The sequence below is a fragment of the Sporosarcina sp. Y352 genome (genome assembly GCF_056786535.1).
The window spans coordinates 365428-389276 of record NZ_JBXCJE010000001.1 but is presented as its reverse complement, the minus strand read 5'-3'; the positions used below and the strand labels follow the sequence as shown (position 1 = coordinate 389276).

The window sequence follows — 23849 nt, the reverse complement described above, 5'->3', positions numbered from 1 at the left end:
TCAATATATTTTTCGTTTAAACTATTTCCCATTTCCGTTCAGTAGCAATTGCATGTAATCTTGGTTCAGGTCTAACGGCCACGGGGTTACCAACGAGTTCCAAGACGGATAAATCGGACAGGCTGTCACCGTATGCAAAACTATTTTGCCAATCGATATCATAGCCATCTAAAACTTCCTTGATTTTTTCGTTTTTACGTAGTCCTTGTATATGATAAATAGGTGTTTTATAATCGATGATTTCTCCCTTCAGAGGAATCTCGGTGCCGATAATTGTGTCAAATTGCAATTCTTTGGTTACCGATGTTAAAAGAGAAGTATACGCTCCCGAAACAAGCATTATATGTACATTGTCATTCGCATGCTTCTTTAGCCGTGCAATGACTTCAGGATTAAAACCTTCACGTACTTTCTCAGTTAGTTCACCAAAATAGGTATTCATCTCCGCAATGGATGCAATTTGGAGTGCGTTTAAATAGACTTGCATGGATCGTTCTTTCATCTTAGCCTCTGGAACCAACTTTAACTTATGACCGATAAATGGAGGTAAGATAGCACGGTAAAAACGCTTATAATTTGATTTGTAAACGGGGTGGTATCTTAAATGGTTCATGAGAAGTTGGAAAGTCTCATCCGAATACAGTGTTCCATCAAAATCGAATATTGCAACTCGCATAAAAATCCCCTTTTTCTTGCTATTTGTAATTAATTCTTATGTTTAATCATACAGCGTTTGTATTGTTGTAGCAATTTGAGGATAATAAGAGATGAGAGTGAGGCGTATTATATTATGAAAAAAAATCATAAGAATTCTTCTAGCAGAAAAGACGACACAGCAATTTATCTGGTTAAAGAACCTACAGAACTATTACCTTTTTTACTCGAGTCGATGTCTAAGAGCAGTAGGAATTCAGTGAAATCGATACTGACGCGCGGGCAGGTTACAGTTGATGGAAAGGGAATCACGCAACATAATCATCCCCTCAGACCGGGACAGCGTGTTGAAATCCTTAAAAATCAAGCAGCATTGAAAGAGGAAACGCTGGTCGGTGTTACGATTTTACATGAGGATGACGATATTATTGTTATTAATAAAGAGGCTGGACTTCTATCTGTCGCATCGAAAAACCCGGAAGATATGACGGCTATCAGACAGTTAATGGACTATGTAAAAGAATCCAATTCCAGAAACCGTGTTTATATTGTTCACCGCCTTGACCGGGATACTTCGGGTGTGATGTTATTTGCAAAGAACGAAGAAGTGAAGAACGGTTTACAAGCTGCTTGGAATGAGGTCGTGAAGGAACGTACGTACACTGCACTTGTTGAAGGTAAAGTTAGAAAGAAAGAGGGTACAATTTCATCATGGTTAAAAGAAAGTAAAACATATAAAATGTATTCTAATCCTACTGACAACGGTGGACAACATGCTATTACCCATTATAAAACACTGCAGTCAAATGCAAATTACACGTTACTTGAAGTTCAACTTGAGACAGGTCGTAAAAACCAAATTCGCGTGCACATGGAAGATATCGGTCATCCGATAGTCGGCGATAAAAAGTATGGATCTTCTGTAAATCCAATCAAACGTATTGGACTTCATGCAACTGCGTTAGCAATTATACATCCTCGAACTGGAGAACTTGTCCGCTTTACGGCAGACGTACCATCATCTCTTGTTGCCAAATCAAAATAATTGGTTGGAATACACATGAAGACCTAGTCATTAAACAAAAATCAGGTGCCCACTTTAAATTGAGTAGGCACCTGATTTTTGTTTAAAGTTATTTTACTGAAGTTTGTTATTCGGCATACCCGGTTGACCAGTCGATGATGCAAATGCATTTAGTAGTTGCTGCATATCTTGCTCTGCCAATTGTGGAATTTGGTAATAATGATGCTTATTTTGATAAATTGACAGTTCATAAGCCATTTCGATACAGTTTGGAACGGAGTCGGCCAACACACGGCGAAGTACAGGGTTACAGGTTTCCGTAGCTACCATCGTTTTCATCGATGATGCTGCTTTGGCTGACCCTAGTAGAAAACCTGAAATGATCTCGTCCGAAATTTCTGAAACAGATTGCATAGGCTTCTTGGGTTGCGAGGGTTTCATGCCATAGACAAAATCATTTCCTTGTTTCATTTTGTAGCTACCGGTCGGATGTGAAGGATCCTGTCCCGTTTTGAAGGTTTCAACAGTAATATTATATTCGTCTAATGTGAAACGGTATTGGCGATCCAAAATATCAAGTAACTCAGGATCCTGAACGTGTGGACGAAGCAGCATTGCTTGATTCAGGGCTGCCACTGTACCAGATAGTGCCTCATGAACATCGAATAATTCATGACCACCGTGATTCATTTGTTGAGGAACCGTACCCGTATGCATGTTCTCATGAGTTTGATTTTGACCGAATGGATTTTGCGTCACTTAAATAATTCCTCCTAATAATAAAGTTTTTCATCAACAGTAGTATGGTTTGTCATGTAATAGTTATACGCAAAGATCTTCAATTAAAAAAAATGATGCATAACTTCTTCCTAACAAAAATAGTCTAAGGTAGAGGACATTTTTGTCAATGAAAGGCAGATGATGAGTATGCAGATTCATGTGGTTCAAAAAGGGCAAAGTTTGTATAGGATTGCTCAGGCTTATGGAATTAATTACACGGAAATTGCACAAGCTAATGAATTGCCGGACCCATCACGGCTCGTTGTTGGTCAAGCCTTAGTCATTCCGACAACTGGTAGCTTCCACTGGGTTCAGCCAGGTCAATCACTGTATGTCATTGCAGGATTGTATGGTATGACAGTCAATGAGCTAGCAACAATCAACGGGCTTTCACCAACACAAACTCTTCAAATCGGCCAGCGACTATACATCCCGCCAAAACCGAAAAAGCCGGCTGAATCATTACTTTACGTCGAACCCCGGACCCCGGTAACTCAAACGATGATTGATGAAGTGAGAAATCGGGTCGGTGCACTGACGTATCTCGCTATGTTCAGCTATGAAGCACAGCGGGACGGTTCATTAAAAGCGCCTCCGCTGGATGATATTCCGAATATCGCCGAATCAGCGGGTGCGGCAAATGCGCTAGTCGTAACGAACCTGGAAGAGTTCACATTCAATGCTGATCTTGCACATGTATTATTTACAGACGAAGAGGCTCAAAACCGTCTGTTCGGAAATCTCATCCAAGTTGCCAATGATGTCGGATATAAGGACATCCATTTTGACTTTGAACTATTACATCCGGAGGATCGCGAACTGTACAATAGTTTCCTTCGAAAAGCGAGAGATCTTATCCATCAAGCCGGATTCACAATTTCCACTGCGCTTGCGCCTATGACAAGCGACGTCCGGACAGGGATTTATGGCGCCCATGACTATCGTACCCACGGAGAAATCGCGGATTTCGTTTCTTTAATGACATATGAATGGGGATATACGTATAGTGATCCGCAAGCGGTCAGTCCAATCGGTCCTGTACGGAATGTAGTTGAGTATGCTGTCACTCAAATCCCGAGTGAAAAAATATTCTTGGGCCAAAATCTTTATGGCTATGACTGGTCGTCTCCTTACCCTAGTCAAGGCGGATCTGCAGCTAAGGCAATTAGCCCACAACAGGCGATAGAACTTGCAGTAGAGGAAGAGGTTGACATTCAGTACGATTATGTAGCGCAGGCACCGCATTTCAACTACACAGACGACACAGGCGTTCAACATGAAGTATGGTTTGAAGATGCTCGTAGCATTCAAGCAAAATTTGACTTAATTAAACAGTTTAATTTACGAGGAATTATGTATTGGAAGTTAGGGTTGGCGTTCCCACAAAATTGGTTGCTTTTGGAGGATAACTTTACTATACGCAAAATAGAATAAATAAAAAGAACCGCGGTGCTTTAAGCACTCGCGGTTCATTTTTTCATCATCTACACTATAATATTTTGGATAAATAGGTTAGTCTCTATTAAGATAGTTGTTAAAAGCTGACAATAATTCTAAATCTGGATTAAAAATTAATGCAGGTAGGAAAACGAAAGTCATAATCAACATTATATTAGCTCCTACAAATGCACGTATCATTTTTTTGATTTTCATAATCGTTCTCCCTCTTTCTCCTGATTGTCATTTTCTAATAGCATTTAACAGCAATACGGTTTAATATATGCAAAGTCAATTGATACTAGAATAATTAGATAATACACCATTTTCAGAAATATGTAAATGTCTTTTTTTCGTATACATAAAAATAACAAAATGATGTATAATTACTTATTCAGAATCAAAAAAATGTTGAATAATATCATGATTTCAGAGATACTATTAAAACTAACCGTTTAATTCTTAAATGTTATTTGTCTTTGAGAGTGGGGATTCAGCAGTTCCTGCAGTTAATTATATAAGAAAGGGATGAGTGACCCATGACGAAGTTGAATGAAACGCACGCAGAAAATAAAAAAAGAGCAAATGATTATGTTCATGAAGTCTATGAGCTGATTAAAAAGAGAAATCCAGATGAAAAGGAATTCTTACAGGCGACAAGAGAGATTTTCGATTCGCTTCGACCTGTCTTTTCCATGCACCCCGACTATATTACAAATGGTATTTTAGAGCGTATTACAGAACCAGAAAGAATCATCATTTTTCGAGTTGCATGGGAAGATGACAAAGGGAAAGTCCATGTAAATCGTGGTTTCCGCGTTCAATTCAATAGTGATCTTGGTCCTTACAAAGGCGGAATCCGATTTCATCCTTCCGTAAATAGTAGTATCATGAAATTCCTCGCATTCGAACAGATTTTTAAAAATGCCTTAACAGGTCAGCCGATTGGCGCGGGAAAAGGTGGATCTGATTTTGATCCAAAAGGAAAGTCGGATCGTGAAGTTATGCGTTTCACCCAAAGTTTCATTACAGAGTTAAGTAAGTATATCGGTCCCGATACAGACGTGCCAGCTGGCGATATTGGCGTTGGGAAAAGAGAAATCGGTTATATGTTCGGACAGTATAATCGCTTGAAAGGTGGATATGAAGCAGGTGTATTCACCGGGAAAGATCCGAAACACGGCGGTAGTCTTGGGCGTAAAGAAGCGACTGGATATGGAACTGTCTATTTTGTTGAAGAGATGTTGAAAGAAGCAGGTTTAAGTTTTGAAGGACAAAAAGTTATTGTTTCTGGGTCAGGAAATGTGTCGACATATGCAATTGAAAAAGCGATTCAATTAGGAGCGACGGTTCTGGCTTGTAGTGATTCAAGCGGTTATATTTACGATGAAAATGGCATTAATCTAGAGACCATCAAGCGTTTAAAAGAAGTTGAGAACAAACGGATATCTGAATATATTAAAGAACATCCACATGCGGTGTATCATGATGATTGTTCCAATATCTGGACAATTCCATGTGATATTGCGCTACCTTGTGCAACTCAAAATGAAATTGATGAGATAGCTGCACGTATACTGATTGCAAATGGTGTGAAAGCGATTGGGGAAGGTGCGAATATGCCTTGTACGTTGGAAGCAATGTCCGTTTTCCATGAAAACAATGTATTATTTGCTCCAGCTAAAGCGGCAAATGCAGGTGGTGTTGCAGTATCGGCAATGGAAATGTCACAAAATAGCATGCGTTTATCTTGGACGGTTGAAGAAGTTGATGAAAGACTTCAAAACGTTATGAAAAATATATATGCGAGCTGTTTAGATGCTGCAGAGACATATGGCCATCCGGGAAATCTGGTAGTTGGAGCTAACATTGCAGGATTTTTAAAAGTAGCAGATGCAATGGTAGCCCATGGTCTTAGTTAAGGTTATGACAGTCCCCTAAAAAGAGTACACAAAATAGTATTTGTGTACTCTTTTTGTTTATGAAAAATTTATTCAGACCTATTGTATTAATTTTAAAATATGTTATTATAAAAATACAAAATGATGCATAAAGATACAGGCGGATGAATGGGAGGGAAATTTATTATGATTAAGAAAAAAGTAGTATTGGCATATTCCGGTGGACTGGATACTTCTGTAGCAGTTCAGTGGCTAACAGAACAGGGGTACGAAGTTGTTGCAGTTTGTTTGGATGTTGGAGAGGGAAAGGATTTGGACTTCATCCAAGCGAAAGCATTGCAAGTTGGAGCAGTTAACAGTTATGTAATTGATGCGAAAGAGGAATTTGCTCAAGAGTATGCATTACTATCTCTTCAAGCTCAAACATATTATGAAAACAAATATCCACTTGTTTCAGCTCTTTCACGTCCACTCATCTCAAAAAAACTTGTAGAAGTTGCACATAAAGAAAACGCTACGGCTGTTGCACATGGCTGCACCGGAAAAGGTAACGACCAAGTTCGTTTTGAAGTTGCTATTAAAGCACTTGATCCCTCACTTGAAGTAATTGCTCCTGTTCGTGAATGGAGCTGGTCACGAGAAGAAGAAATCGCCTATGCGAAAGAGAAAAACATTCCGATACCAATCGACCTAGGTAGTCCGTATTCAGTTGACCAAAACTTATGGGGACGTGCTAATGAATGTGGAGTTTTGGAAGATCCATGGGCAGCACCACCTGAAGACGCTTTTGGACTAACGGTTTCAATTGAAAATGCACCGGATACGCCGGACGTCATTGAAATTGAGTTTGTAAAAGGTGTACCGGTAAGTATTGATGGTCAACAATATCCGCTTAGTGAATTAATCCTAAAGTTAAATGATATCGGCGGGAAACATGGTGTGGGGAGAATTGACCATGTGGAAAATCGTCTGGTCGGTATCAAATCACGTGAAGTGTACGAGTGCCCGGGTGCTATTACATTATTGAAAGCACACAAGGAACTAGAGGATTTAACACTCGTCAAAGAACTGGCTCATTTTAAACCAATTATTTCACAAAAACTGAGTGAATTGATTTATAATGGTCTCTGGTTTTCGCCGCTTAAAGAGGCGTTGCATGCATTCATTAAAGAAACACAGCAATATGTCAATGGTACAGTCCGAGTGAAACTCTTCAAAGGACATGCAATTGTTGAAGGTAGGAAGTCAGCAAATTCGCTTTATGATATGAACTTGGCAACATATACTTCTGATGACTCATTTGACCAGTCTGCGGCTGTTGGTTTCATAAAACTATGGGGCTTACCGACGGAAGTTCATAGCATGGTAAATAACAAACAAGCAGTGAAAAATTAAATTACTTCATATTTAGAACCTTCTACTAAGGATAGTAGAAGGTTTTTTGACTTATTATTGTATAAAGTTCCCACTCAGAGAATTATATGTAAAAGATTAGTGCTACAAGTAAATGGGTATTTACCGATGTCTTTAGCTGATGCACGCTCTTCTTTTGTCTGAGTGAAATTGAAGGGATTAGATGCTATTTGGCGAATAAATTAAAAGTGTTAGTAATTTAAATAAGGAGGTTGGACAGTATAATTGTACTAACAAGGAAAGTAGCTGAACAAAATTAGATTGGGGGGAAGTACATGAATAAAAATAGGTTTAAACTACCATTACTTTTCGTAGTTGCACTTATGTTCCAGATGGTTGCAGGTCCATTACATTTCTCTGCTGAAGAAGCGAGCGCACTTGATACAAATGCACCGTCTTGGGTAGTACCAGTCGATTATGTGGCACTCGGTGATTCTTTGGCGGCAGGAGTAACTCCAAACAATGAATTAGGGGAAGGCTATACGGATTACCTTGCACAATCAATGCATTCGATTGGTGCATTAAAGTCCTTTAATAAAGGTTTCTCATTTCCAGGGTATACAACAGGAGATATAGTGAAAGACCTTCAGGAGGATGTGACTAAAGATGTTTTCGGTAGTGGCTATAATGTGGAGAAGGTTCAACTTCACCAGTCAATAGCAGACGCAGAAGTGATTACAATTAGTGCTGGGGCTAATGATGTATTACCACTTGTTAAAATAGACTCAACCACTGGTGTTGCAACTGTCGATCAGCAAGCGATGGCAACAGCAATCCAACAAGTAGCACTGAACTATAAACTGACTTTGAAGCAAATTAATAACCTCAATCCAGATGCACAAGTTTATGTAATGGGCTATTACAATCCTTATCCCTATATGTCCGCTGAAATACAACCATTTCTTGAACAACTTCTTAACTCATTGAACAAAGGCATTGAACTGGGGCTCACGGGATCGACAGCGAAATTTGTACCAACCGGCGAAGTAATTGCTACTGATCACTTGGCTCACGTTCCAAACCCTAACAATATCCACCTAAGTGAACTCGGTTATCAAAAGGTGCAAGATCAATTTTGGACACAGATGCTTACTGCGAATCCATGGATACCAGCCAACAGTCTGGTTGCTGAATCGAGTGAAATTGATTCAGTTAACTTAAATTGGCAGCCTGCTACTGATAATCTAGCAGTGACGAGTTATGAAATTTATAGTGGGACAGAACATATTGCCACAGTAAATGGAGATGCTACGGCTTATAAAATAGAAAAATTAGATAAAAATACAGCGTATTTCTTTTCTGTTGTAGCTGTCGATCAAGCTGGAAATAAAAGTATCTATAATCCGATAGTAACAGTAACGACTAAGGATAGAGAACAGTTGCTATTCACAGATATAGAAAATAACGGATTGAAATTGTACATTGAACAGGCAGCAGTGAAAGGGATTATTGGTGGTTATCCAGATGGTACATTTAAACCCAATCAAAATTTGACTAGAGTACAAGCAGCGGCAATCCTTGTACGTGCACTTAAACTAGAAACAAACGAAGCTGCTCCATTTGGTGATATTAACGGTTATGCTGCACAAACCAAGGCGGAAATTAATGCTGCATATAAATATGGAATTATTAAAGGTGACAAAGGAAACTTTAAACCAAGTGCAGAAGTAACGCGAGTTCAACTTGCATTAATGATTGAACGTGCATCTAAAGTTGTGACGGGTAAGGCATATACAGCTACTAAAAAAGCTCCTTATACTGATTTAGGAAATTATAATGCGGAAGCAGTTAATGCCATTTCCATGCTCCGTGAATTAAACATTGCAACAGGATTTCAGGGGAAATTCATGCCTAGCAGTTCCACTACACGTGCACAAGCTGCAAAAATAGTTGTGAATTTCACAACTATATTAAAGCCTGTACAGCAATAGAACAGAAAAATAGTCCGTCACATCTTTAGAAATCAGGATGTGACGGACCGTTTTGTGATTTTATATCAAATTGCTAATGGAATGGAAGGTTGGTTTTTGATCGGTAAACGTAGTGATATACTTGAATCCAGTGGCCTGTAGCAATTCGAGTGATTCACTGAATTGAAATGCAATATCTTCGGGCTTATGTGCATCAGAACCAAGCGTAATTATTTCGCCTCCACATTTTTTATAAAGCTTTAATATATCATCACTTGGCATGCCATTCGCTAATCCATAGCGTACACCAGATGTATTTAGCTCAATACCTTTACCTTCAGGAATGATTATATTGAAAATCTCGGTTATTTCATCATGGAATGGATTATCGCAGGACTTTTGTGTATATCTTTTTACGAGGTCAATATGACCAAGAATGTTAAAACGTTTAAAGTTTTTTACACAGTCCAGCAACTCAGCATAATAAATGCCATATGCTTCCTCTATCGTTTTATTCTCAAAAAACTCTCCGTAATGCATTCCCTTTCTCTCGACTGTATGCATAGAACAGATGACAAAATCGAACGTTTCGTTATCCATTAAATCTTCATATTTGTTTAATAAATGGGGTTGTACGCCGATTTCGACGCCTTTCTTAATTTCAATAAGTCCCTTATACTTTTTCTGCATTTCTAATAATTTATTTGTGTAATCCAATTTATCAAAATCAAAGACGATTGAATCATCAGGGTATTGATAGTCGATATGTTCAGTAAAACAAACCTCTGTCAATCCTTTTTGAATGGCTCCATCAATCATATCTTCCATTGGAATTGAGCAGTCTCCTGAGAACGAGCTGTGCATGTGATAATCAAACATTAATAATCATTCCTCCTGTTGACAAATCGTAGTTATACCTTTATAGTACTAAATAACTTTAGTCTAGTAAAGCAATAAAGTAAGGGGTGCTAAATTTGGTTAGAAATGAAGTGTATCCGGACAGGATGCTTAGTGAGAACGAGAGATTTGAAAGAATCATTAAAACGATAAATAAGCGTTTTACAACATACGGCTATAAACGCCTTAAGACATCTGCATTTGAGCAATATGACTTGTATTCAAAAGTAAAGAGTTCAATCAATCAAAATGAAATGATAAAAGTAATCGATCATACTGGACAAGTCTTAGTATTGAGACCCGATGTTACGATTCCGATAACAAAAGAACTTGTACAAAACTTCCCGGGAATTTCGAGTGAGCTTCGCTATTTCTATGTTCAAGAAGTATTTCGCCAGCCATTAGATAATAATGAAAGCATAGAACGGACACAGGCGGGTATTGAATACTTTTGTGAAAGCTCTCCCGAAGCAGATGCAGAAGTAATCGCACTTGCGTGTCACTTAATGAAAGATTTAGGTTTCAACGATATTAAAATTGAACTAGGTCACGCGGGTTTTTTTAACGAAATTATTCAGAGTCTTCCGCTATCTACACCGCAAATTAATCAATTAAAGTCATTGATACAAGCGAAAAACGTTGTGGAAATTGGACCCTTTCTCAAAAAAATGGAAATCGATGACGATGTGAGAGAGTTAATCGAACGTATCCCATTTTTATATGGAAATCCTAAGGATGTAAGCGAACGTACTAAAGGAATTGCCTTGACGGATAAAATGCAGGAAACGCTCGATTATTTAATGGATGTCTATAGTATATTGGAAATGTATGGACTGGAACAGTATATCGTCATGGATTTAGGCTTAATTAATCATATGGGCTATTATACAGGCGTTATATTCCAAGGTTATGTCGAGAAATTTGGCAAGCCTGTATTAATGGGCGGACGTTACGATGAATTAGGAAACGAGTTTGGCGCTTCCCTCCCGGCGATCGGATTTGCTTGCGAAATTGAGTCATTGGTTAAAGCGACTGATAGCAGGGAAGCCGTATCCCCTTATCCGATTGATATTAAAATCATCTACGAAGATAACGAATTGGAGCAGGCCATAGTTATTGCAAATGACTTAAGGGAACGTAAGTATAGCGTTCTATCATTTTCTGAACAGAAAGAGCTGGCAGATTTACGGCAAAGCGAATACTTGATTCGTTTGGGGCAAGGTCTCAATTCACTTTTATATAAAGATAAAACAACGACATTTTCAGATTTGAATGAGTTACTGGATTTACTTGCAGGAGGATTGAATTGAAATGAACCATTTGACGATTGCGTTGGCAAAGGGACGAACTGCTGACAAAGCATTATTATTTTTTGAAAAAGCGGGAATTCATTTTTCAGACTTTCATGAAAAAAGTAGGAAACTCGTAATCTACGATGACAAAAATACAGTTAAACTCATTTTTGTGAAAGCGGTGGATGTACCGACTTATGTTGAAAAAGGTGCAGCAGACATTGGAATTGTCGGAAAAGATACTATAATGGAGGATCCGGTTGATGTCTATGAATTGCTTGATTTGGGAATAGGAAAATGTCAGTTGGCGGTTGCTGGATTCCCAGATAAACAACTGGAGAGTAGTTCATTATTGACTGTTGCTTCAAAGTATCCGGCCGTAACAAAAGCATATTTTGACAGCAAAGGCATTCGCATTGAAACAATCAAGTTGAATGGTTCGATTGAATTGGCCCCTCTCATCGGTATGGCAGATGTCATTGTTGATATTGTTGAATCAGGTAAGACGCTTAAAGAAAATGGATTGGTCGTATTAGAAGAAATTGCAGATATCAGTGCACGATTAATTGTTAATAAAGCAAGTTACGCTACAAAAACGAGTCAAATCCAGCAATTCATTTCGGACTTAAAAGCCGTATTGGAGTGATAATTCATGAAGATTGTATCATTGAAGCAATATATAGAAGAGAAAGCGCTACACACAACAGGACTAGCATTTGACCTTGAATTTGATCGAACTGTGTTAGGAATTATCGAAGCGGTTCGCAAAGAGGGAGATCAAGCCTTATTAAGTTATACGGCTCAGTTTGACGGTGTCCAACTGGATAACCTGATTGTGACAGCTGAAGAGTTCGCAGAAGCGCAGACGTTGGTTACAGAGTCGTTCATTAGTGCACTCAAAAAAGCGAAACAAAATATTACCGTATTCCATGAAATTCAAAAAGAACAATCATGGTTTATCAATCAAGAACAAGGGATTATGTTAGGCCAGAAAGTGACGCCTTTAAAAAGTGTAGGAATATATGTACCTGGAGGGAAAGCAGCTTATCCATCTACTGTTCTGATGAATGCCATACCGGCAAAAATTGCTGGGGTCGGAAAGATTTCAATGGTCACACCGCCTCAGGCAGATGGCAAAGTAAATCCACATGTACTCGTAGCAGCACAAGAAGCTGGAGTTGATGTAGTTTATAAAGTCGGTGGGGCACAGGCGATTGCAGCACTAGCGTATGGAACGGAAACGGTAGAAAAAGTCGTAAAAATAACGGGGCCAGGAAATGCATACGTAGCACGGGCTAAAAAATGGGTGTTCGGAGACGTCGCCATCGACATGATTGCAGGTCCGAGTGAAATTTGTGTCGTGGCAGATGATAGTGCAATACCGGAATTTGTCGCAGCCGATCTGCTATCACAAGCGGAGCATGATGAAAATGCAACAGCGCTATGTGTGACAACGAGCAGGGGATTTGCTGAGGCACTTCAAAAAGAAGTTTTACGACAAACCGAAATCGCAGAACGCAAGAGAATCATCGACGTTTCTATTAAGAGAAATGGAAGAATTATTTTGGTTGAATCAATAGAAGAAGCTTTTGATTTTGTAAACGAGATCGCCCCGGAACATCTGCAGTTAATGGTTGAAAATCCGTTAGAGCAATTACCCTTCATACACAATGCAGGGGCAATCTTTTTAGGAAACTATTCCCCTGAGGCTTTGGGCGATTATATGGCTGGTCCAAATCATACATTACCGACAAGTGGGACATCCGCATTTTCTTCTCCGTTAGGTGTCTATGACTTTATGAAGAAATCAAGTATCATTCATTATACAAAGCAGGCACTACAAGATGTTTCAGATGACATTATAGCACTTGCAAATGCAGAAGGTTTAACAGCCCATGCAAATTCAATTCAAGTTAGGAAGGCGGATAAGAATGCGTAGAAAATTGATTTCAAGACAGACTGCTGAAACCAAGATTAATTTGGATTTTGCGATTGATGGAACTGGTAAAGGGAACATTAATACAGGGGTTGGCTTTTTCGATCATATGCTGACACTGTTTACGAATCATGGACGATTTGATTTGACAGTTGATTGTGATGGTGACATTGAAGTTGACCAGCATCACTCGGTCGAAGATATTGGTATCGTTTTGGGACAGGCATTTTACGAGAGTATCGGATCAAAGGAAGGCATCGAACGCTATGCAACGGTGTCAACCCCGATGGACGAAGCGTTGTCCACGGTATCCATTGATATTAGTGGTCGTCCGTTTTTCGTGTATAACGTAGAAGGATTGAAAGACAAAGTGGGAGAATTCGATACGGAGCTTGTAGAAGAGTTTTTCCATGCATTTACAAGTCATGCCAAAGTGACATTGCATATTAATTTACAGTACGGGAAAAACAGTCACCATATTATCGAATCCATATTTAAAGGATTTGGACGTGCTTTGCGTGTAGCGAGTACAATCAACCCGGATGTAAAAGGAGTTCCATCAACAAAGGGAATGCTGTAAAAACAGTACCGTACTTCATATAGACATATCTACTACAAATAGGAGGAGAAGGCATGATTTTATTTCCTGCAATTGATATTCGTAATGGTAAGTGTGTTCGGTTAATTCAAGGTGATTATGATCAGGAGATTATCTATAATGATTCACCTACAGAGATGGCAAAGGAATGGGAAAGACAAGGTGCCGAGTACATACACGTTGTAGATTTAGATGGAGCTAAAACAGGAAATTCTTTAAATTTGGAAGCAATCCAGGCGATTGCTAAAAGTGTTGCGATACCAGTTCAAGTAGGTGGCGGTATACGGAACATGGAAATCATTGACGCACATATTGTGGCAGGCGTAAGTCGAGTAATAATTGGAACTGCTGCAATTCAGGACAAACCATTTTTAAAGCAAGCTGTAGAAAAGTATGGAGACAAAATTGCAGTTTCCATCGATGCTAGGTTAGGAATGGTAGCAACGGACGGTTGGACGGAAACGAGTGATGTGTCGGCTGTTGACTTATTACATGAATTGGAGCTAATTGGCATTAAAACAGTCATTTACACAGATATTATGAAAGATGGCATGATGCAAGGCCCTAACTTTCAAGAACTAGAATTAATGGACAAAGCATCTTCCATTAATATTGTGGCGTCAGGCGGCGTTTCTACAGAGACTGACATCGCTCAGTTAGAGGACCTCGATTTATATGGTGCAATTATTGGTAAAGCGTTATATGAAGGTAAAATCTCTTTAGAAAAAGTATTAGGGGGAAGTAGAGGATGACAAACAATCGAATTATACCATGCCTCGATTTTGATAACGGTAAAGTTGTTAAGGGTAAAAAGTTTTTAGAAGTTCAAGAAGTTGCGGATCCACTAACATTAGCGAAGAAATATGTGGCTGATGGCGCCGATGAACTTGTGTTTTATGACATAGCCGCTTCAACAAAAAACCGTCCAATGTTCCTAGACCTAATTGCACAAATTGCAATAGAAGTACCAGTGCCATTTATTGTAGGAGGCGGCATCAGGACAATTGAAGATATCCAGAAGGTATTTGATGCAGGTGGGGATAAAGTATCCATCAATAGTGCAGCGCTCATCGATTCATCTCTAATAGAAGAAGCAGCAAAAAAATTCGGTTCTGGACGAATTATTTTATCGATGGATGTGAATGAAGTGGGACCTTCCAAATGGTCCGTCTTCTCAAATGGTGGCATGAAAGACACAGGTATAGATGCTATTGAATGGGCAAAGCAGGCTGAAAAGTGGGGCGCAGGTGAACTGGTAGTTAATAGTATCGGTGAAGACGGCGTGAAAGACGGGTATAATCTCGAATTGACAAGAACAATTGCTGAAGCAGTTAGTATCCCTGTCATTGCAAGCGGTGGAGCGGGAACGCCTGAACACTTCCACACTGTCTTAACAGAAGGAAAAGCCAACGCTGCACTAGCCGCATCTGTATTTCATTTCGAAGACATTAATATTGGCGAACTAAAAACATATTTAGCAAACAAAAATACCTCCGTTGGGAATGAGTAACTATGACAATACAAATCGACACGGTTGCGTTTGACGAAAATGGATTGATTCCTGCCATTGTTCAAGATGATCGCACCGGTAATGTACTAATGCTCGCATATATGAATAAGGAAGCGTTACAAAAGACGATTGAAACGAAGGAGACTTGGTTTTACAGCAGGTCTAGAAAAGAGCTTTGGAACAAAGGGGCTACTTCCGGCAATCGTCAACTAGTGAAAAGTCTCGCATTGGATTGTGATAGTGATTCCATATTGGTTCAAGTTGCACCTATGGGTCCGGCTTGTCATACGGGGGAAGTTACTTGTTTCCATAAACCTGTATTCGAAGAGAAATTATCGAACCGATCCATTGTTCATGAAATAATAGATGAAATAAAAGATCGCCATGCCAATCCCGTAGAAGGTTCATACACAACGTACCTATTCCGCGAAGGATTAGATAAGATTTTGAAGAAAGTCGGGGAAGAAACAACTGAAGTTGTCATTGGTGCAAAAAACCGTGATAAAGCTGAAGTGACGAGTGAACTTGCTGATTTGACGTACCACTCACTTGTGCTCATGGAAGAGTTAGGCGTAACTGTTGAAGACGTCAAAAAAGTATTGACAAATAGAAGACCTAAAAGTGAAGTACTTCGGGATGAGTAAGTTTTGGAGCACAATGGCGAAAAGAACAGAACCCTATATTCCCGGTGAGCAGGTTGAACAACCCAATATCGTCAAATTGAATACAAATGAAAATCCATATCCTCCAAGTCCAAATGTATCGATTGCTATCCAGGAGGAGATGGCGCGCAACCTTCAATTGTATCCATCACCTACAGCGACGGAACTCTGTGAAACGATAGGGCGGCACTATAATCTTTCTACTGATGAAATATTTGTAGGCAATGGCTCTGACGAAGTATTAGCATTCTCTTTTATGGCATTTTTCGAACCAGGTAAGCTGATTCGCTTTCCTGACGTAACCTATAGTTTTTATCCTGTGTATGCAAAGTTATTTGATATTCCCTATGAAGAAATTCCATTGAATAAAGATTTTACTTTGTCTGCAAAAGATTATTTTGACTCGGAGGGCGGCGTCATTTTACCGAACCCGAATGCACCTACCAGTATTTATGCTGAGCTTGAAGTGATTGAAGAAATTATCCGAAAAAACCCGAATCAAGTAGTTATCATTGATGAAGCGTATATTGATTTTGCTTCAACATCAGCAACCGAGTTGATTCGGAAATATGATAATGTACTCGTCATTCAAACAACATCAAAATCGCGTTCACTTGCTGGTTTACGTGTCGGTTTTGCAATGGGTTCGCATTCTTTGATCGAGGCATTGATACGAATTAAAGACTCATTCAATTCTTATACCTTGGATCGGCTAGCATTAGTCGGTGCAAAGGCGGCATTTGAGGATGTATCTTATTTTACTGAAACAGTGGAAAAAATAATTGTTACGCGGGAAAAAACGATAGAGCTATTGAATCAGCTTAACTTCAAGACATTGCCTTCACAAGCGAACTTTGTTTTCACAACTCATAAAACGGTGCATGCAGAAATTCTTTATAACGAATTGAAAAAAGAAAATGTGCTAGTCAGGTATTTTAATAAACCTGGAATTGATAATTATTTACGCATTACAATTGGTACAGATGAGCAGATGGAACAATTAGTTGATAAATTGGTCAAAATTATCAACTCATATTGAACTACTTGATGCGAAAACGAAATAATTTGGTGTAGTGTGTATTGAAACTGATATAGTTGTGTTAACAAAGGAGTGTCTTACATGGGATCTAAATACATTGATATTGCACTTATCGCATTTATGGGTTATTTTGCATTTACGCGATTTTCAAGTGGACAAACCGGCTTCGGCATTTTTTTCACGGTTCTTGCGCTATTGAACATTTTAACACTTGTTATGAAAATCAATAAAGAAAAAGAAACAAATAAAGATGTTCGATGAATAGGAAATAAGCAACGAAGATTGACTAGTCTCCCTCCAAGGAATATGGAGGGGGCTAGTCTTTTTAACTTTATATAATAGGCATCATTTAGGAGTGTAGATTTCTAGACCGCTTGTCGCTTTGGGGATGCCTCTGGCCCTGAGCCTGGATTGGCGCTTCGCATCCAGGCTCAGGGCTTCGGCTACCCCTTTGCCGCGCCTGCGCTGGTGTGTACATTATCGGGAGAGTTGTAATTCAGAAAGTGGATTGAAGAACGCTTGTCGCTTTGGGGATGCCTCTGGCCCTGAGCCTGGATTAACGCTTCGCATCCAGTCTCAGGGCTTCGGCGACCCCTTTGCCGCGCCTGCGCTGGAGTTTTCCATTATTGAAATTGATTTTGAGATTTATGGACTGAGATTATAATGTGATTACTATTTGATACAAATTACCTTGAAGAAAGAAGCACTACAGGCTACAGGTCTTGTCCCTGATAACGAAATGTGTTTCCAGAGACCATCCACAAAGCGCAGAAGCGGTATTAGCAGGATTTCTGGTTAGTATTATGTAACGAGAGTTTTTCATTGGCCTCGCGTCCTCTGGGATCAAGCTCAATTCAAAATCTGGACGCAATCACACCAAAGCGTGGCGGAAAGTATAGTGAAAAATGATGAATCATAGACTATTTGAATTCAAAGCTTCATAGAATAGGTTAGTAGTGTTAGCTATATAAAAAAGAAGGAAGGGAAGGGGAATTTGAGTAAAAGGTTCCTTAAGATTTCTGTTGTCTATTTCATGATTGGAATTTCATTTGGGCTCTACATGTCTCTCACACACGTCTTTACATTGACGTCTGTACATGTTCACATCAATTTATTGGGGTGGATGTCATTAGCTCTCATAGGGATATTTTATCATCTATATCCGAATCTGGAGAAAACAGGTTTAGCTAAAGCACATTTTTGGCTTCATAACATCGGACTTCCAGTTATGATGATTGCGATTGCTTTGGCGATTCTAGGAGTTGGTAATGTATTTTTCCCGATTGCGACAGCAGGCGGAGCTGCTACACTGATTGGTATATTCTGTTTTGGTTTCAACGTCCTTATGAATATCGATAAACGCACGGCTTGAAAGTAAACAAACCGCTTAAATTTGCCGCTAGATAAATGCGGAAAACAGGCGGTTTTTTTATTACTAAAAAACTCAGTAAATTAAATTAGTTGTTCCATTTTCTAATTTCATGTAGTATAATGTTAAGATTGCATTTTTTGAAATGAGGATTATTAATGAAAAGCTCGATATATGGTCTTACGATAGAACAACTAACAGAATGGTTACTGGAACAAGGACAGAAAAAATTCCGTGCAGCACAAATTTGGGACTGGTTATATAAAAAACGAGTAACAAATTTTGCAGATATGAAAAATATTAATACAGAATGTATCGAACTGCTTGAAGCAAATTACTACATCCAATCATTGGAACAGACTGTTAAGCAGGAATCAGAAGATGGGACGATCAAATTTCTATTCAAAATGCAAGATGGCAACTTGATTGAAACTGTTTTGATGAAATTCCCTTACGGCCAATCGGTTTGTGTAACGACACAAGTCGGCTGTAATATCGGTTGTAGCTTCTGTGCAAGCGGATTGCTGAAAAAGAGCCGTGATTTAAGCGCAGGGGAAATTGTTGAGCAAATCATGGAAGTGCAGCATCACCTCGATGCCAAAGCTGAAGAGGAGCGTGTAAGTCATATTGTTGTAATGGGAATCGGCGAACCATTTGATAATTACTCAAATCTGATGGATTTCCTACGTGTTGTCAACGACCAAAAAGGTCTTTCAATTGGTGCGCGTCATATTACCGTTTCAACAAGTGGAAATCCTCAAAAAATCAGAGAGTTTGCGAATGAAAATATTCAGATTAACTTAGCAGTTTCACTGCACGCACCAAACAATGAACTTCGTACACGTGTTATGAAAATTAACAAAGCGTTCCCGCTTGAAAAATTGATGGATTCTGTTGATTATTATTTGGAAACAACAAACCGCAGAATTACGTTTGAATATATTATGTTATCAGACGTGAATGATCACATTGCGGAAGCACAACAATTAGCAAAACTGCTTGAAGATAAACGTCACCTGTCATATGTTAACTTGATTCCCTACAACCCGGTTGACGAACATGACCAGTATCGCCGTAGCACACCAGAGGCGATAAAAGCATTTTATGAAACGCTTAAGAGAAAAGGTATAAATTGCGGTGTCCGTCTTGAACAGGGTACAGACATTGATGCGGCATGTGGTCAGTTAAGAAGTAAGCAGATTAAGAAAGAAAAAACTGTCTAATATAGGTAAAAAAAGACACATCCATTAAATTGGATGTGTCTTTTTGATTCCGAAATGGAAAATTCGATGAATCTCGTATTTATGAAATTGATTATTTATTTTTCCGCATTAAAATCACAATGAACTGCACGATAAAGGCTAGTCCCAAACCGAAGGAAGAAATGATGAATAAGGACAGCATTCCAAGTGCGTCGCCCATATTATTGGGGTTTATTAGTAAACTACGGAAAAACTCTACAAAACCGATTACAACTGCAACCATAAATATCCTAAAAGCTATCTTCAAATGGTAAAATAATAGTAAAAAAGAAAATGTACCAATGATTAACCCAAAAATACCGAACGTTAAGTAGTTCGTAAAGAGAAGTGTTTGGCCTAGGATAGTACGTACACCTAATATAAGAAGGACAAAACTCGTAAGTCCAGTAAAAAAACCAATCTTCCACAACTTATTCAACATAAACCGCACCCGCTTTCATTATACATCATATCGAATAATGGGGCTCAAATGCCAATAAAAGCATTGTAAGGCTTAATCATTTTCTAAGCTATGAAAAAATCTCAATCCCCAACGAAGGGAATTGAGATTGGATATTTCTTTAATTATTTCTTTGCAATAAGGATTAGTTTACCTTGATCAAGTTCTTCTTCGGCAGAAGCAGCTTGTTCTTTTGTTAGACCTGCACCTTCCATTTTGCTGCGAAGTTCATCGCCACGGGAAGAGAACATATTCTTCATGCTATCCAAGAAACCTTGTTCTTTCATACCGACGGTTTCTGTATCGAGTGCATCAGTAATGTGGTCGCTTCTTTTTTTGTCATGTGCGAAAATATAAATATCATCATGTGTATATCCTTGTGTAAGCAACTCATCGATTTCTTTCTTTGCCTGAATGGCGTTTTCAACAGTTTTTTTAATAGTCATTATAAAATCCCTCCATTTTTTTATCTCTCTCTTTATATACCTTCAACAGGGGGAAACTAAACAAAACTTTTAAAAAGGGAATGATTACCTCCGTAAATTTTTATACGTCAGAATGAAGTGAGTCGGATTTGTATCGACTTCATAGGAAAAGACACCTTGTGTTGTGTGTAAATAGAAAAAACCGTTTCCACTGGAAAAGGGTTTGTATGACATGTCATGTACGTGGTCTAATTTAAAAGTGTGTTGTGCTGTTGAAATCGTATCATTATATAAATGGATTTGGTGAACAGTACGACTTGTTTTTTGGTCGTACCAACCCATAATACGTTCGACTATAATATATGTAAGAGTTGAAACGCTTTGTGTGTCTTTGTCATTCATTGTGATACCTCCAAGCTTTAGTTTGAACATAATATGTAATATCTAAGCATATTGTAACAGAATTGTATTCATATGATGATAAAAGTAAATTGGGTTATTATTTAAATTAGCTTGTACCATAACATCTAATTCTATTACACTTCGTGACAATTTCAGTTGAAAGAAGTATGATGAATGAGGTTGTGCCCATCAGTTTATCTGATAAATAAATTTGAAAGCGAGTTTGTGAATGACTATAATTCAAAATCTAATCAACTTCATATTGCATATAGATCAGCACTTGGTTGAAATTATTCAGAACTTCGGTATTTGGTCTTATGCAATTGTATTTTTAATCGTGTTTGTTGAAACAGGTCTTGTGATTTTTCCTTTTTTGCCAGGTGATTCATTATTGTTTGCAAGCGGTGCACTTGCAGCGATGGACGCATTCAATATCGTCGTTCTACTCAGTGGCTTCTTTATAGCGGCAGTCATTGGCGACACGGTGAATTATCACATAGGTATGAAAGTTGGAATGACAATTAAGCCGGGCAGTTTTATGGGGAAATTAATTAATCAGGATAAGATGAATAAAGCTGAGAATTTCTTTAATAGTCACGGTGGAAAAACAATAGTAATCGCACGTTTTATGCCTTTTGTTCGTACGTTCGTTCCTTTTGTAGCAGGTGCTAGCAGGATGAACTACCGTTATTTCTTAATTTACAATATTGTAGGCGCAGCATTATGGGTAGGTATATGTACAATGGCAGGCTACTTCTTCGGTAATATACCCATTATTAAAGAAAACTTTTCTACTGTTATATTATTAATTATTTTTATATCAGTTTTGCCTGCTATTATTAGTATTGTAAAAAGTCGCTCTCGAAAAAAATACTAACAGCGAAACACCTCCTGATTGTAATTACAGGAGGTGTTTTGGAGATTCAATTTCACAAAAAAAGTTGGACCCGTGCGAAAAGATCACCAGGTAAGAAGTGCTTTGCGATAGAGTTGCTCTGCCAAATTTAAGTCCTTGAAATTTACCCCATTCATCTTCATTTCTATAAACATGCGAATCAGTTCCCTCATTTGCTGTTCATCGCTATAATCATAATGGGGGGTGAATTCAAGATAGGAACTTATTTCAATATAATCATTATTTCCAATAGATATGAAAAACCTGTGAAACATATTATCTCACAATAAGTTCTAACTTATCATTTACTAACATAGCGAACTACGTTAAGTAAAAAGACAACGGGGGGATTTCAATGAAGAGAAAAATTGGAGTGGTATTGGCTGTACTTGTGTTACTAACAATGGCAGCATGCGGTAAAGAGGATGCTGTGAAAAAAGACGCAGCAGGAATAGCACTACCACTTAAAGTAGACCTAACTGTTACAGAAGAGGTTGAAGTGAATGGAACTGTAGAAATGTCTGCTGTCGTTACACAGGGTGAAGACAAAATAGATGATGCAGATGAAGTTGTATTCGAAATCTGGGAAGAAGGTAAAAAAGACGCTAGTGAAAAAGTTGAATCAACAAACGACGAGAATGGAATATACTCAGCCGAAAAAACATTTAATCATGATGGACTGTTCCATATTCAAGTCCATGTAACAGCGAGAGGCTTGCACACAATGCCCGTGAAAGAAGTTACAGTTGGTGACGGCGGGCATTATGAAAAGGCAGCTGAAGGAGAAGTTGAAAATCACCACGCAGACGGATTTTCGATGGACTTTATGGAACGTGAAAATATAAAGTCGGGCGAGGATAATGAATTCATCGTGAACTTGCAATTTGATGGAGAGCCATTTGAAAAAGTGCGTGTACGTTTTGAAATCTGGGATGACGCTAATCCCGACAAACATGATTGGATAGATGCGGAAGAAAAAGTTGCCGGCGAGTATTCAATAACTTATAAATTCACAGAAGCAGGGTCACATAAAATACAAATTCATGTAGAAGACGATAATGAATTACATGAGCACGAAGAACATTCAATTGAAGTTATGGAATAAGTAAGAGTAGGCCTCCCTGACGATGTTAAGGGGGCTTGTTTTTATTTGCAAATTAATCAAGGGGGAAATGACTTTGCATAATTTATTTTCCCCAAGAAGTATTGTGTTATTTCAACTATTCTGATAGCTAATAAATCCTTTTTATGATATAAATAGTAATAACATTTATATCTTGTGGTAAACAGATAGGAATTCAATAGATAATGAGAGGGAGATAAAAATGAAAATGAATGTTGAAAGTTTTAACTTAGATCATACAAAAGTTGCGGCACCGTACGTGCGATTAGCAGGTGTTAAGCAAGGGACCCATGGTGATGAAGTGTATAAATACGATATTCGTTTCAAACAACCGAACAAAGAGCATATGAAAATGGATGCCCTCCATTCTATTGAACATATAATGGCTGAAAATATTCGAAACCATTCGGATAATGTTGTCGACCTAAGTCCCATGGGTTGCCAAACAGGTTTTTACTTATCCGTTATTAATCATGATGATTTTGACGATATTCTAATTGTGTTAGAAAAGACGTTGGAAGATGTACTCACAGCAACAGAGGTTCCAGCTTGCAATGAAGTGCAGTGTGGTTGGGCTGCAAGCCATAGCCTGGAAGGGGCAAAAGGATTGGCGAAAGAAATGCTTGAGAAAAAAGATGAGTGGCGTCAAGTGTTCGCTCAATAAAGGTTTTTTTTAATATGTAAAAATACGCATCTGACGATGAACTAATGAAAACCAGTAAATAACTTGATCGCACACTAGGTACTACTTGTATCTGTGCTTTTGGTTCGCTTTGAATTGAACAAGTTTTATATGCTTATCGAGAGGTCTAAGTAAGTAGGGGATGCGACAAATTCGCATCCCCTACTTACTTTTTCGGCAATCTTATGAAGCTTGTTCA

The 23849-nt window shown here is 38.5% G+C and carries 26 protein-coding genes; 19 read left to right on the top strand and 7 right to left on the bottom strand.

Going from position 1 to position 23849, the window contains the following annotated elements; translation table 11 throughout:
• Positions 1-16 precede the first annotated feature (16 nt).
• Positions 17-676, bottom strand: coding sequence for an HAD family hydrolase (locus tag AC1TO6_RS02030; RefSeq protein WP_482099933.1), 660 nt, complete (start codon positions 674-676; stop codon positions 17-19).
• A 114-nt stretch (positions 677-790) separates the two neighbouring features.
• On the opposite strand from AC1TO6_RS02030, the gene AC1TO6_RS02025 reads away from it, so the two are divergent.
• Positions 791-1699, top strand: a complete 909-nt coding sequence (locus tag AC1TO6_RS02025) for an RluA family pseudouridine synthase (protein ID WP_482099932.1) — start codon at positions 791-793, stop codon at positions 1697-1699.
• A gap of 93 nt (positions 1700-1792) precedes the next feature.
• Here the strand turns inward: AC1TO6_RS02025 and AC1TO6_RS02020 are convergent, their stop codons facing one another.
• Complete coding sequence (locus AC1TO6_RS02020; RefSeq protein WP_482099931.1) at positions 1793-2437, bottom strand: spore coat protein; 645 nt, start codon at positions 2435-2437, stop codon at positions 1793-1795.
• 168 nt (positions 2438-2605) lie between these two features.
• Here AC1TO6_RS02020 and AC1TO6_RS02015 point away from each other — a divergent pair, with 168 nt between their 5' ends.
• Entirely contained in the window at positions 2606-3892 is a 1287-nt protein-coding gene (locus tag AC1TO6_RS02015; RefSeq protein WP_482100115.1) for a LysM peptidoglycan-binding domain-containing protein, read from the top strand.
• A 78-nt stretch (positions 3893-3970) separates the two neighbouring features.
• On the opposite strand, the gene AC1TO6_RS02010 is transcribed toward AC1TO6_RS02015, so the two are convergent.
• Positions 3971-4111 carry a hypothetical protein gene (locus AC1TO6_RS02010; RefSeq protein WP_482099930.1) on the bottom strand — a complete coding sequence of 47 codons (141 nt, stop codon included), beginning with the start codon at positions 4109-4111 and terminating at the stop codon, positions 3971-3973.
• Positions 4112-4434: 323 nt separating this feature from the next.
• On the opposite strand from AC1TO6_RS02010, the gene gdhA reads away from it, so the two are divergent.
• From gdhA to AC1TO6_RS01995, 3 genes are all read left to right on the top strand, one after another.
• Positions 4435-5817, top strand: a complete 1383-nt coding sequence (gene gdhA / locus AC1TO6_RS02005; protein WP_482099929.1) for an NADP-specific glutamate dehydrogenase — start codon at positions 4435-4437, stop codon at positions 5815-5817.
• 165 nt (positions 5818-5982) lie between these two features.
• On the top strand, positions 5983-7191 hold the full coding sequence (locus AC1TO6_RS02000; protein ID WP_482099928.1) for an argininosuccinate synthase: 1209 nt from the start codon (positions 5983-5985) through the stop codon (positions 7189-7191).
• A 293-nt stretch (positions 7192-7484) separates the two neighbouring features.
• Positions 7485-9140: an S-layer homology domain-containing protein gene (locus AC1TO6_RS01995; RefSeq protein ID WP_482099927.1), complete on the top strand. Its 1656-nt coding sequence runs from the start codon at positions 7485-7487 to the stop codon at positions 9138-9140.
• 60 nt (positions 9141-9200) lie between these two features.
• Here AC1TO6_RS01995 and AC1TO6_RS01990 read toward each other — a convergent pair whose 3' ends face one another.
• Entirely contained in the window at positions 9201-9998 is a 798-nt protein-coding gene (locus tag AC1TO6_RS01990) for a histidinol-phosphatase HisJ family protein (protein ID WP_482099926.1), read from the bottom strand.
• 95 nt (positions 9999-10093) lie between these two features.
• On the opposite strand from AC1TO6_RS01990, the gene hisZ reads away from it, so the two are divergent.
• The 11 genes from hisZ (at position 10094) to rlmN (ending at position 19645) form a co-directional block, all read left to right on the top strand.
• Entirely contained in the window at positions 10094-11326 is a 1233-nt protein-coding gene (hisZ, locus tag AC1TO6_RS01985) for an ATP phosphoribosyltransferase regulatory subunit (protein WP_482099925.1), read from the top strand.
• Between the two features lies 1 nt (position 11327).
• Positions 11328-11954, top strand: a complete 627-nt coding sequence (hisG, locus tag AC1TO6_RS01980) for an ATP phosphoribosyltransferase (protein ID WP_482099924.1) — start codon at positions 11328-11330, stop codon at positions 11952-11954.
• A 6-nt stretch (positions 11955-11960) separates the two neighbouring features.
• Positions 11961-13247, top strand: a complete 1287-nt coding sequence (hisD, locus tag AC1TO6_RS01975; RefSeq protein ID WP_482099923.1) for a histidinol dehydrogenase — start codon at positions 11961-11963, stop codon at positions 13245-13247.
• Complete coding sequence (hisB, locus tag AC1TO6_RS01970) at positions 13240-13824, top strand: imidazoleglycerol-phosphate dehydratase HisB (protein ID WP_482099922.1); 585 nt, start codon at positions 13240-13242, stop codon at positions 13822-13824. The genes hisD and hisB overlap by 8 nt, the downstream gene beginning before the upstream one ends.
• Before the next feature lie 53 nt (positions 13825-13877).
• On the top strand, positions 13878-14594 hold the full coding sequence (gene hisA / locus AC1TO6_RS01965; protein ID WP_482099921.1) for a 1-(5-phosphoribosyl)-5-[(5-phosphoribosylamino)methylideneamino]imidazole-4-carboxamide isomerase: 717 nt from the start codon (positions 13878-13880) through the stop codon (positions 14592-14594).
• The gene (gene hisF, locus AC1TO6_RS01960; RefSeq protein WP_482099920.1) at positions 14591-15352 is read left to right on the top strand and encodes an imidazole glycerol phosphate synthase subunit HisF; all 762 of its coding nucleotides are present in this window, start codon (positions 14591-14593) and stop codon (positions 15350-15352) included. Before hisA ends, hisF begins: the two co-directional genes overlap by 4 nt.
• Positions 15353-15354: 2 nt before the next feature.
• Entirely contained in the window at positions 15355-15996 is a 642-nt protein-coding gene (gene hisIE / locus AC1TO6_RS01955) for a bifunctional phosphoribosyl-AMP cyclohydrolase/phosphoribosyl-ATP diphosphatase HisIE (protein ID WP_482099919.1), read from the top strand.
• Entirely contained in the window at positions 15989-17053 is a 1065-nt protein-coding gene (gene hisC / locus AC1TO6_RS01950) for a histidinol-phosphate transaminase (RefSeq protein ID WP_482099918.1), read from the top strand. Before hisIE ends, hisC begins: the two co-directional genes overlap by 8 nt.
• Positions 17054-17134: 81 nt before the next feature.
• Positions 17135-17314, top strand: a complete 180-nt coding sequence (locus AC1TO6_RS01945) for a hypothetical protein (RefSeq protein ID WP_482099917.1) — start codon at positions 17135-17137, stop codon at positions 17312-17314.
• 733 nt (positions 17315-18047) lie between these two features.
• Positions 18048-18425 (top strand): cytochrome-c oxidase, encoded by a 378-nt coding sequence (locus AC1TO6_RS01940; protein WP_482099916.1) that lies wholly within the window; start codon positions 18048-18050, stop codon positions 18423-18425.
• 155 nt (positions 18426-18580) lie between these two features.
• The gene (gene rlmN, locus AC1TO6_RS01935) at positions 18581-19645 is read left to right on the top strand and encodes a dual-specificity RNA methyltransferase RlmN (protein WP_482099915.1); all 1065 of its coding nucleotides are present in this window, start codon (positions 18581-18583) and stop codon (positions 19643-19645) included.
• Between the two features lie 91 nt (positions 19646-19736).
• On the opposite strand, the gene AC1TO6_RS01930 is transcribed toward rlmN, so the two are convergent.
• The 3 genes from AC1TO6_RS01930 to AC1TO6_RS01920 all read right to left on the bottom strand — a co-directional run bounded on the left by AC1TO6_RS01930 (position 19737) and on the right by AC1TO6_RS01920 (position 20950).
• Positions 19737-20105 carry a hypothetical protein gene (locus AC1TO6_RS01930; protein ID WP_482099914.1) on the bottom strand — a complete coding sequence of 123 codons (369 nt, stop codon included), beginning with the start codon at positions 20103-20105 and terminating at the stop codon, positions 19737-19739.
• A 143-nt stretch (positions 20106-20248) separates the two neighbouring features.
• Positions 20249-20569, bottom strand: a complete 321-nt coding sequence (locus tag AC1TO6_RS01925) for a YflT domain-containing protein (RefSeq protein WP_482099913.1) — start codon at positions 20567-20569, stop codon at positions 20249-20251.
• 84 nt (positions 20570-20653) lie between these two features.
• On the bottom strand, positions 20654-20950 hold the full coding sequence (locus AC1TO6_RS01920; protein WP_482099912.1) for a hypothetical protein: 297 nt from the start codon (positions 20948-20950) through the stop codon (positions 20654-20656).
• A gap of 229 nt (positions 20951-21179) precedes the next feature.
• On the opposite strand from AC1TO6_RS01920, the gene AC1TO6_RS01915 reads away from it, so the two are divergent.
• The 3 genes from AC1TO6_RS01915 to AC1TO6_RS01905 all read left to right on the top strand — a co-directional run bounded on the left by AC1TO6_RS01915 (position 21180) and on the right by AC1TO6_RS01905 (position 23632).
• Positions 21180-21827: a DedA family protein gene (locus tag AC1TO6_RS01915; protein ID WP_482099911.1), complete on the top strand. Its 648-nt coding sequence runs from the start codon at positions 21180-21182 to the stop codon at positions 21825-21827.
• 373 nt (positions 21828-22200) lie between these two features.
• Entirely contained in the window at positions 22201-22950 is a 750-nt protein-coding gene (locus AC1TO6_RS01910) for a FixH family protein (RefSeq protein WP_482099910.1), read from the top strand.
• Between the two features lie 220 nt (positions 22951-23170).
• Entirely contained in the window at positions 23171-23632 is a 462-nt protein-coding gene (locus AC1TO6_RS01905; protein ID WP_482099909.1) for an S-ribosylhomocysteine lyase, read from the top strand.
• The last annotated feature ends 217 nt before the right edge of the window (positions 23633-23849 follow it).

What these genes read in the sequence shown, in the direction of transcription:
- AC1TO6_RS01995 (WP_482099927.1), top strand. Translation starts at nt 7,485, where the DNA reads ATGAATAAAAATAGGTTTAAACTACCATTACTTTTCGTAGTTGCACTT.
- AC1TO6_RS01945 (WP_482099917.1), top strand. Translation starts at nt 17,135, where the DNA reads ATGGGATCTAAATACATTGATATTGCACTTATCGCATTTATGGGTTAT.
- hisB (WP_482099922.1), top strand. Translation starts at nt 13,240, where the DNA reads ATGCGTAGAAAATTGATTTCAAGACAGACTGCTGAAACCAAGATTAAT.
- hisF (WP_482099920.1), top strand. Translation starts at nt 14,591, where the DNA reads ATGACAAACAATCGAATTATACCATGCCTCGATTTTGATAACGGTAAA.
- AC1TO6_RS01905 (WP_482099909.1), top strand. Translation starts at nt 23,171, where the DNA reads ATGAAAATGAATGTTGAAAGTTTTAACTTAGATCATACAAAAGTTGCG.
- AC1TO6_RS01925 (WP_482099913.1), bottom strand. Translation starts at nt 20,569, where the DNA reads ATGACTATTAAAAAAACTGTTGAAAACGCCATTCAGGCAAAGAAAGAA.
- gdhA (WP_482099929.1), top strand. Translation starts at nt 4,435, where the DNA reads ATGACGAAGTTGAATGAAACGCACGCAGAAAATAAAAAAAGAGCAAAT.
- AC1TO6_RS01930 (WP_482099914.1), bottom strand. Translation starts at nt 20,105, where the DNA reads ATGTTGAATAAGTTGTGGAAGATTGGTTTTTTTACTGGACTTACGAGT.
- AC1TO6_RS02030 (WP_482099933.1), bottom strand. Translation starts at nt 676, where the DNA reads ATGCGAGTTGCAATATTCGATTTTGATGGAACACTGTATTCGGATGAG.
- AC1TO6_RS01915 (WP_482099911.1), top strand. Translation starts at nt 21,180, where the DNA reads ATGACTATAATTCAAAATCTAATCAACTTCATATTGCATATAGATCAG.
- AC1TO6_RS02025 (WP_482099932.1), top strand. Translation starts at nt 791, where the DNA reads ATGAAAAAAAATCATAAGAATTCTTCTAGCAGAAAAGACGACACAGCA.
- hisA (WP_482099921.1), top strand. Translation starts at nt 13,878, where the DNA reads ATGATTTTATTTCCTGCAATTGATATTCGTAATGGTAAGTGTGTTCGG.
- hisIE (WP_482099919.1), top strand. Translation starts at nt 15,355, where the DNA reads ATGACAATACAAATCGACACGGTTGCGTTTGACGAAAATGGATTGATT.
- AC1TO6_RS02000 (WP_482099928.1), top strand. Translation starts at nt 5,983, where the DNA reads ATGATTAAGAAAAAAGTAGTATTGGCATATTCCGGTGGACTGGATACT.
- hisG (WP_482099924.1), top strand. Translation starts at nt 11,328, where the DNA reads ATGAACCATTTGACGATTGCGTTGGCAAAGGGACGAACTGCTGACAAA.
- AC1TO6_RS01910 (WP_482099910.1), top strand. Translation starts at nt 22,201, where the DNA reads ATGAAGAGAAAAATTGGAGTGGTATTGGCTGTACTTGTGTTACTAACA.
- AC1TO6_RS01920 (WP_482099912.1), bottom strand. Translation starts at nt 20,950, where the DNA reads ATGAATGACAAAGACACACAAAGCGTTTCAACTCTTACATATATTATA.
- AC1TO6_RS01990 (WP_482099926.1), bottom strand. Translation starts at nt 9,998, where the DNA reads ATGTTTGATTATCACATGCACAGCTCGTTCTCAGGAGACTGCTCAATT.
- AC1TO6_RS02015 (WP_482100115.1), top strand. Translation starts at nt 2,606, where the DNA reads ATGCAGATTCATGTGGTTCAAAAAGGGCAAAGTTTGTATAGGATTGCT.
- hisD (WP_482099923.1), top strand. Translation starts at nt 11,961, where the DNA reads ATGAAGATTGTATCATTGAAGCAATATATAGAAGAGAAAGCGCTACAC.
- rlmN (WP_482099915.1), top strand. Translation starts at nt 18,581, where the DNA reads ATGAAAAGCTCGATATATGGTCTTACGATAGAACAACTAACAGAATGG.
- AC1TO6_RS02010 (WP_482099930.1), bottom strand. Translation starts at nt 4,111, where the DNA reads ATGAAAATCAAAAAAATGATACGTGCATTTGTAGGAGCTAATATAATG.
- hisC (WP_482099918.1), top strand. Translation starts at nt 15,989, where the DNA reads ATGAGTAAGTTTTGGAGCACAATGGCGAAAAGAACAGAACCCTATATT.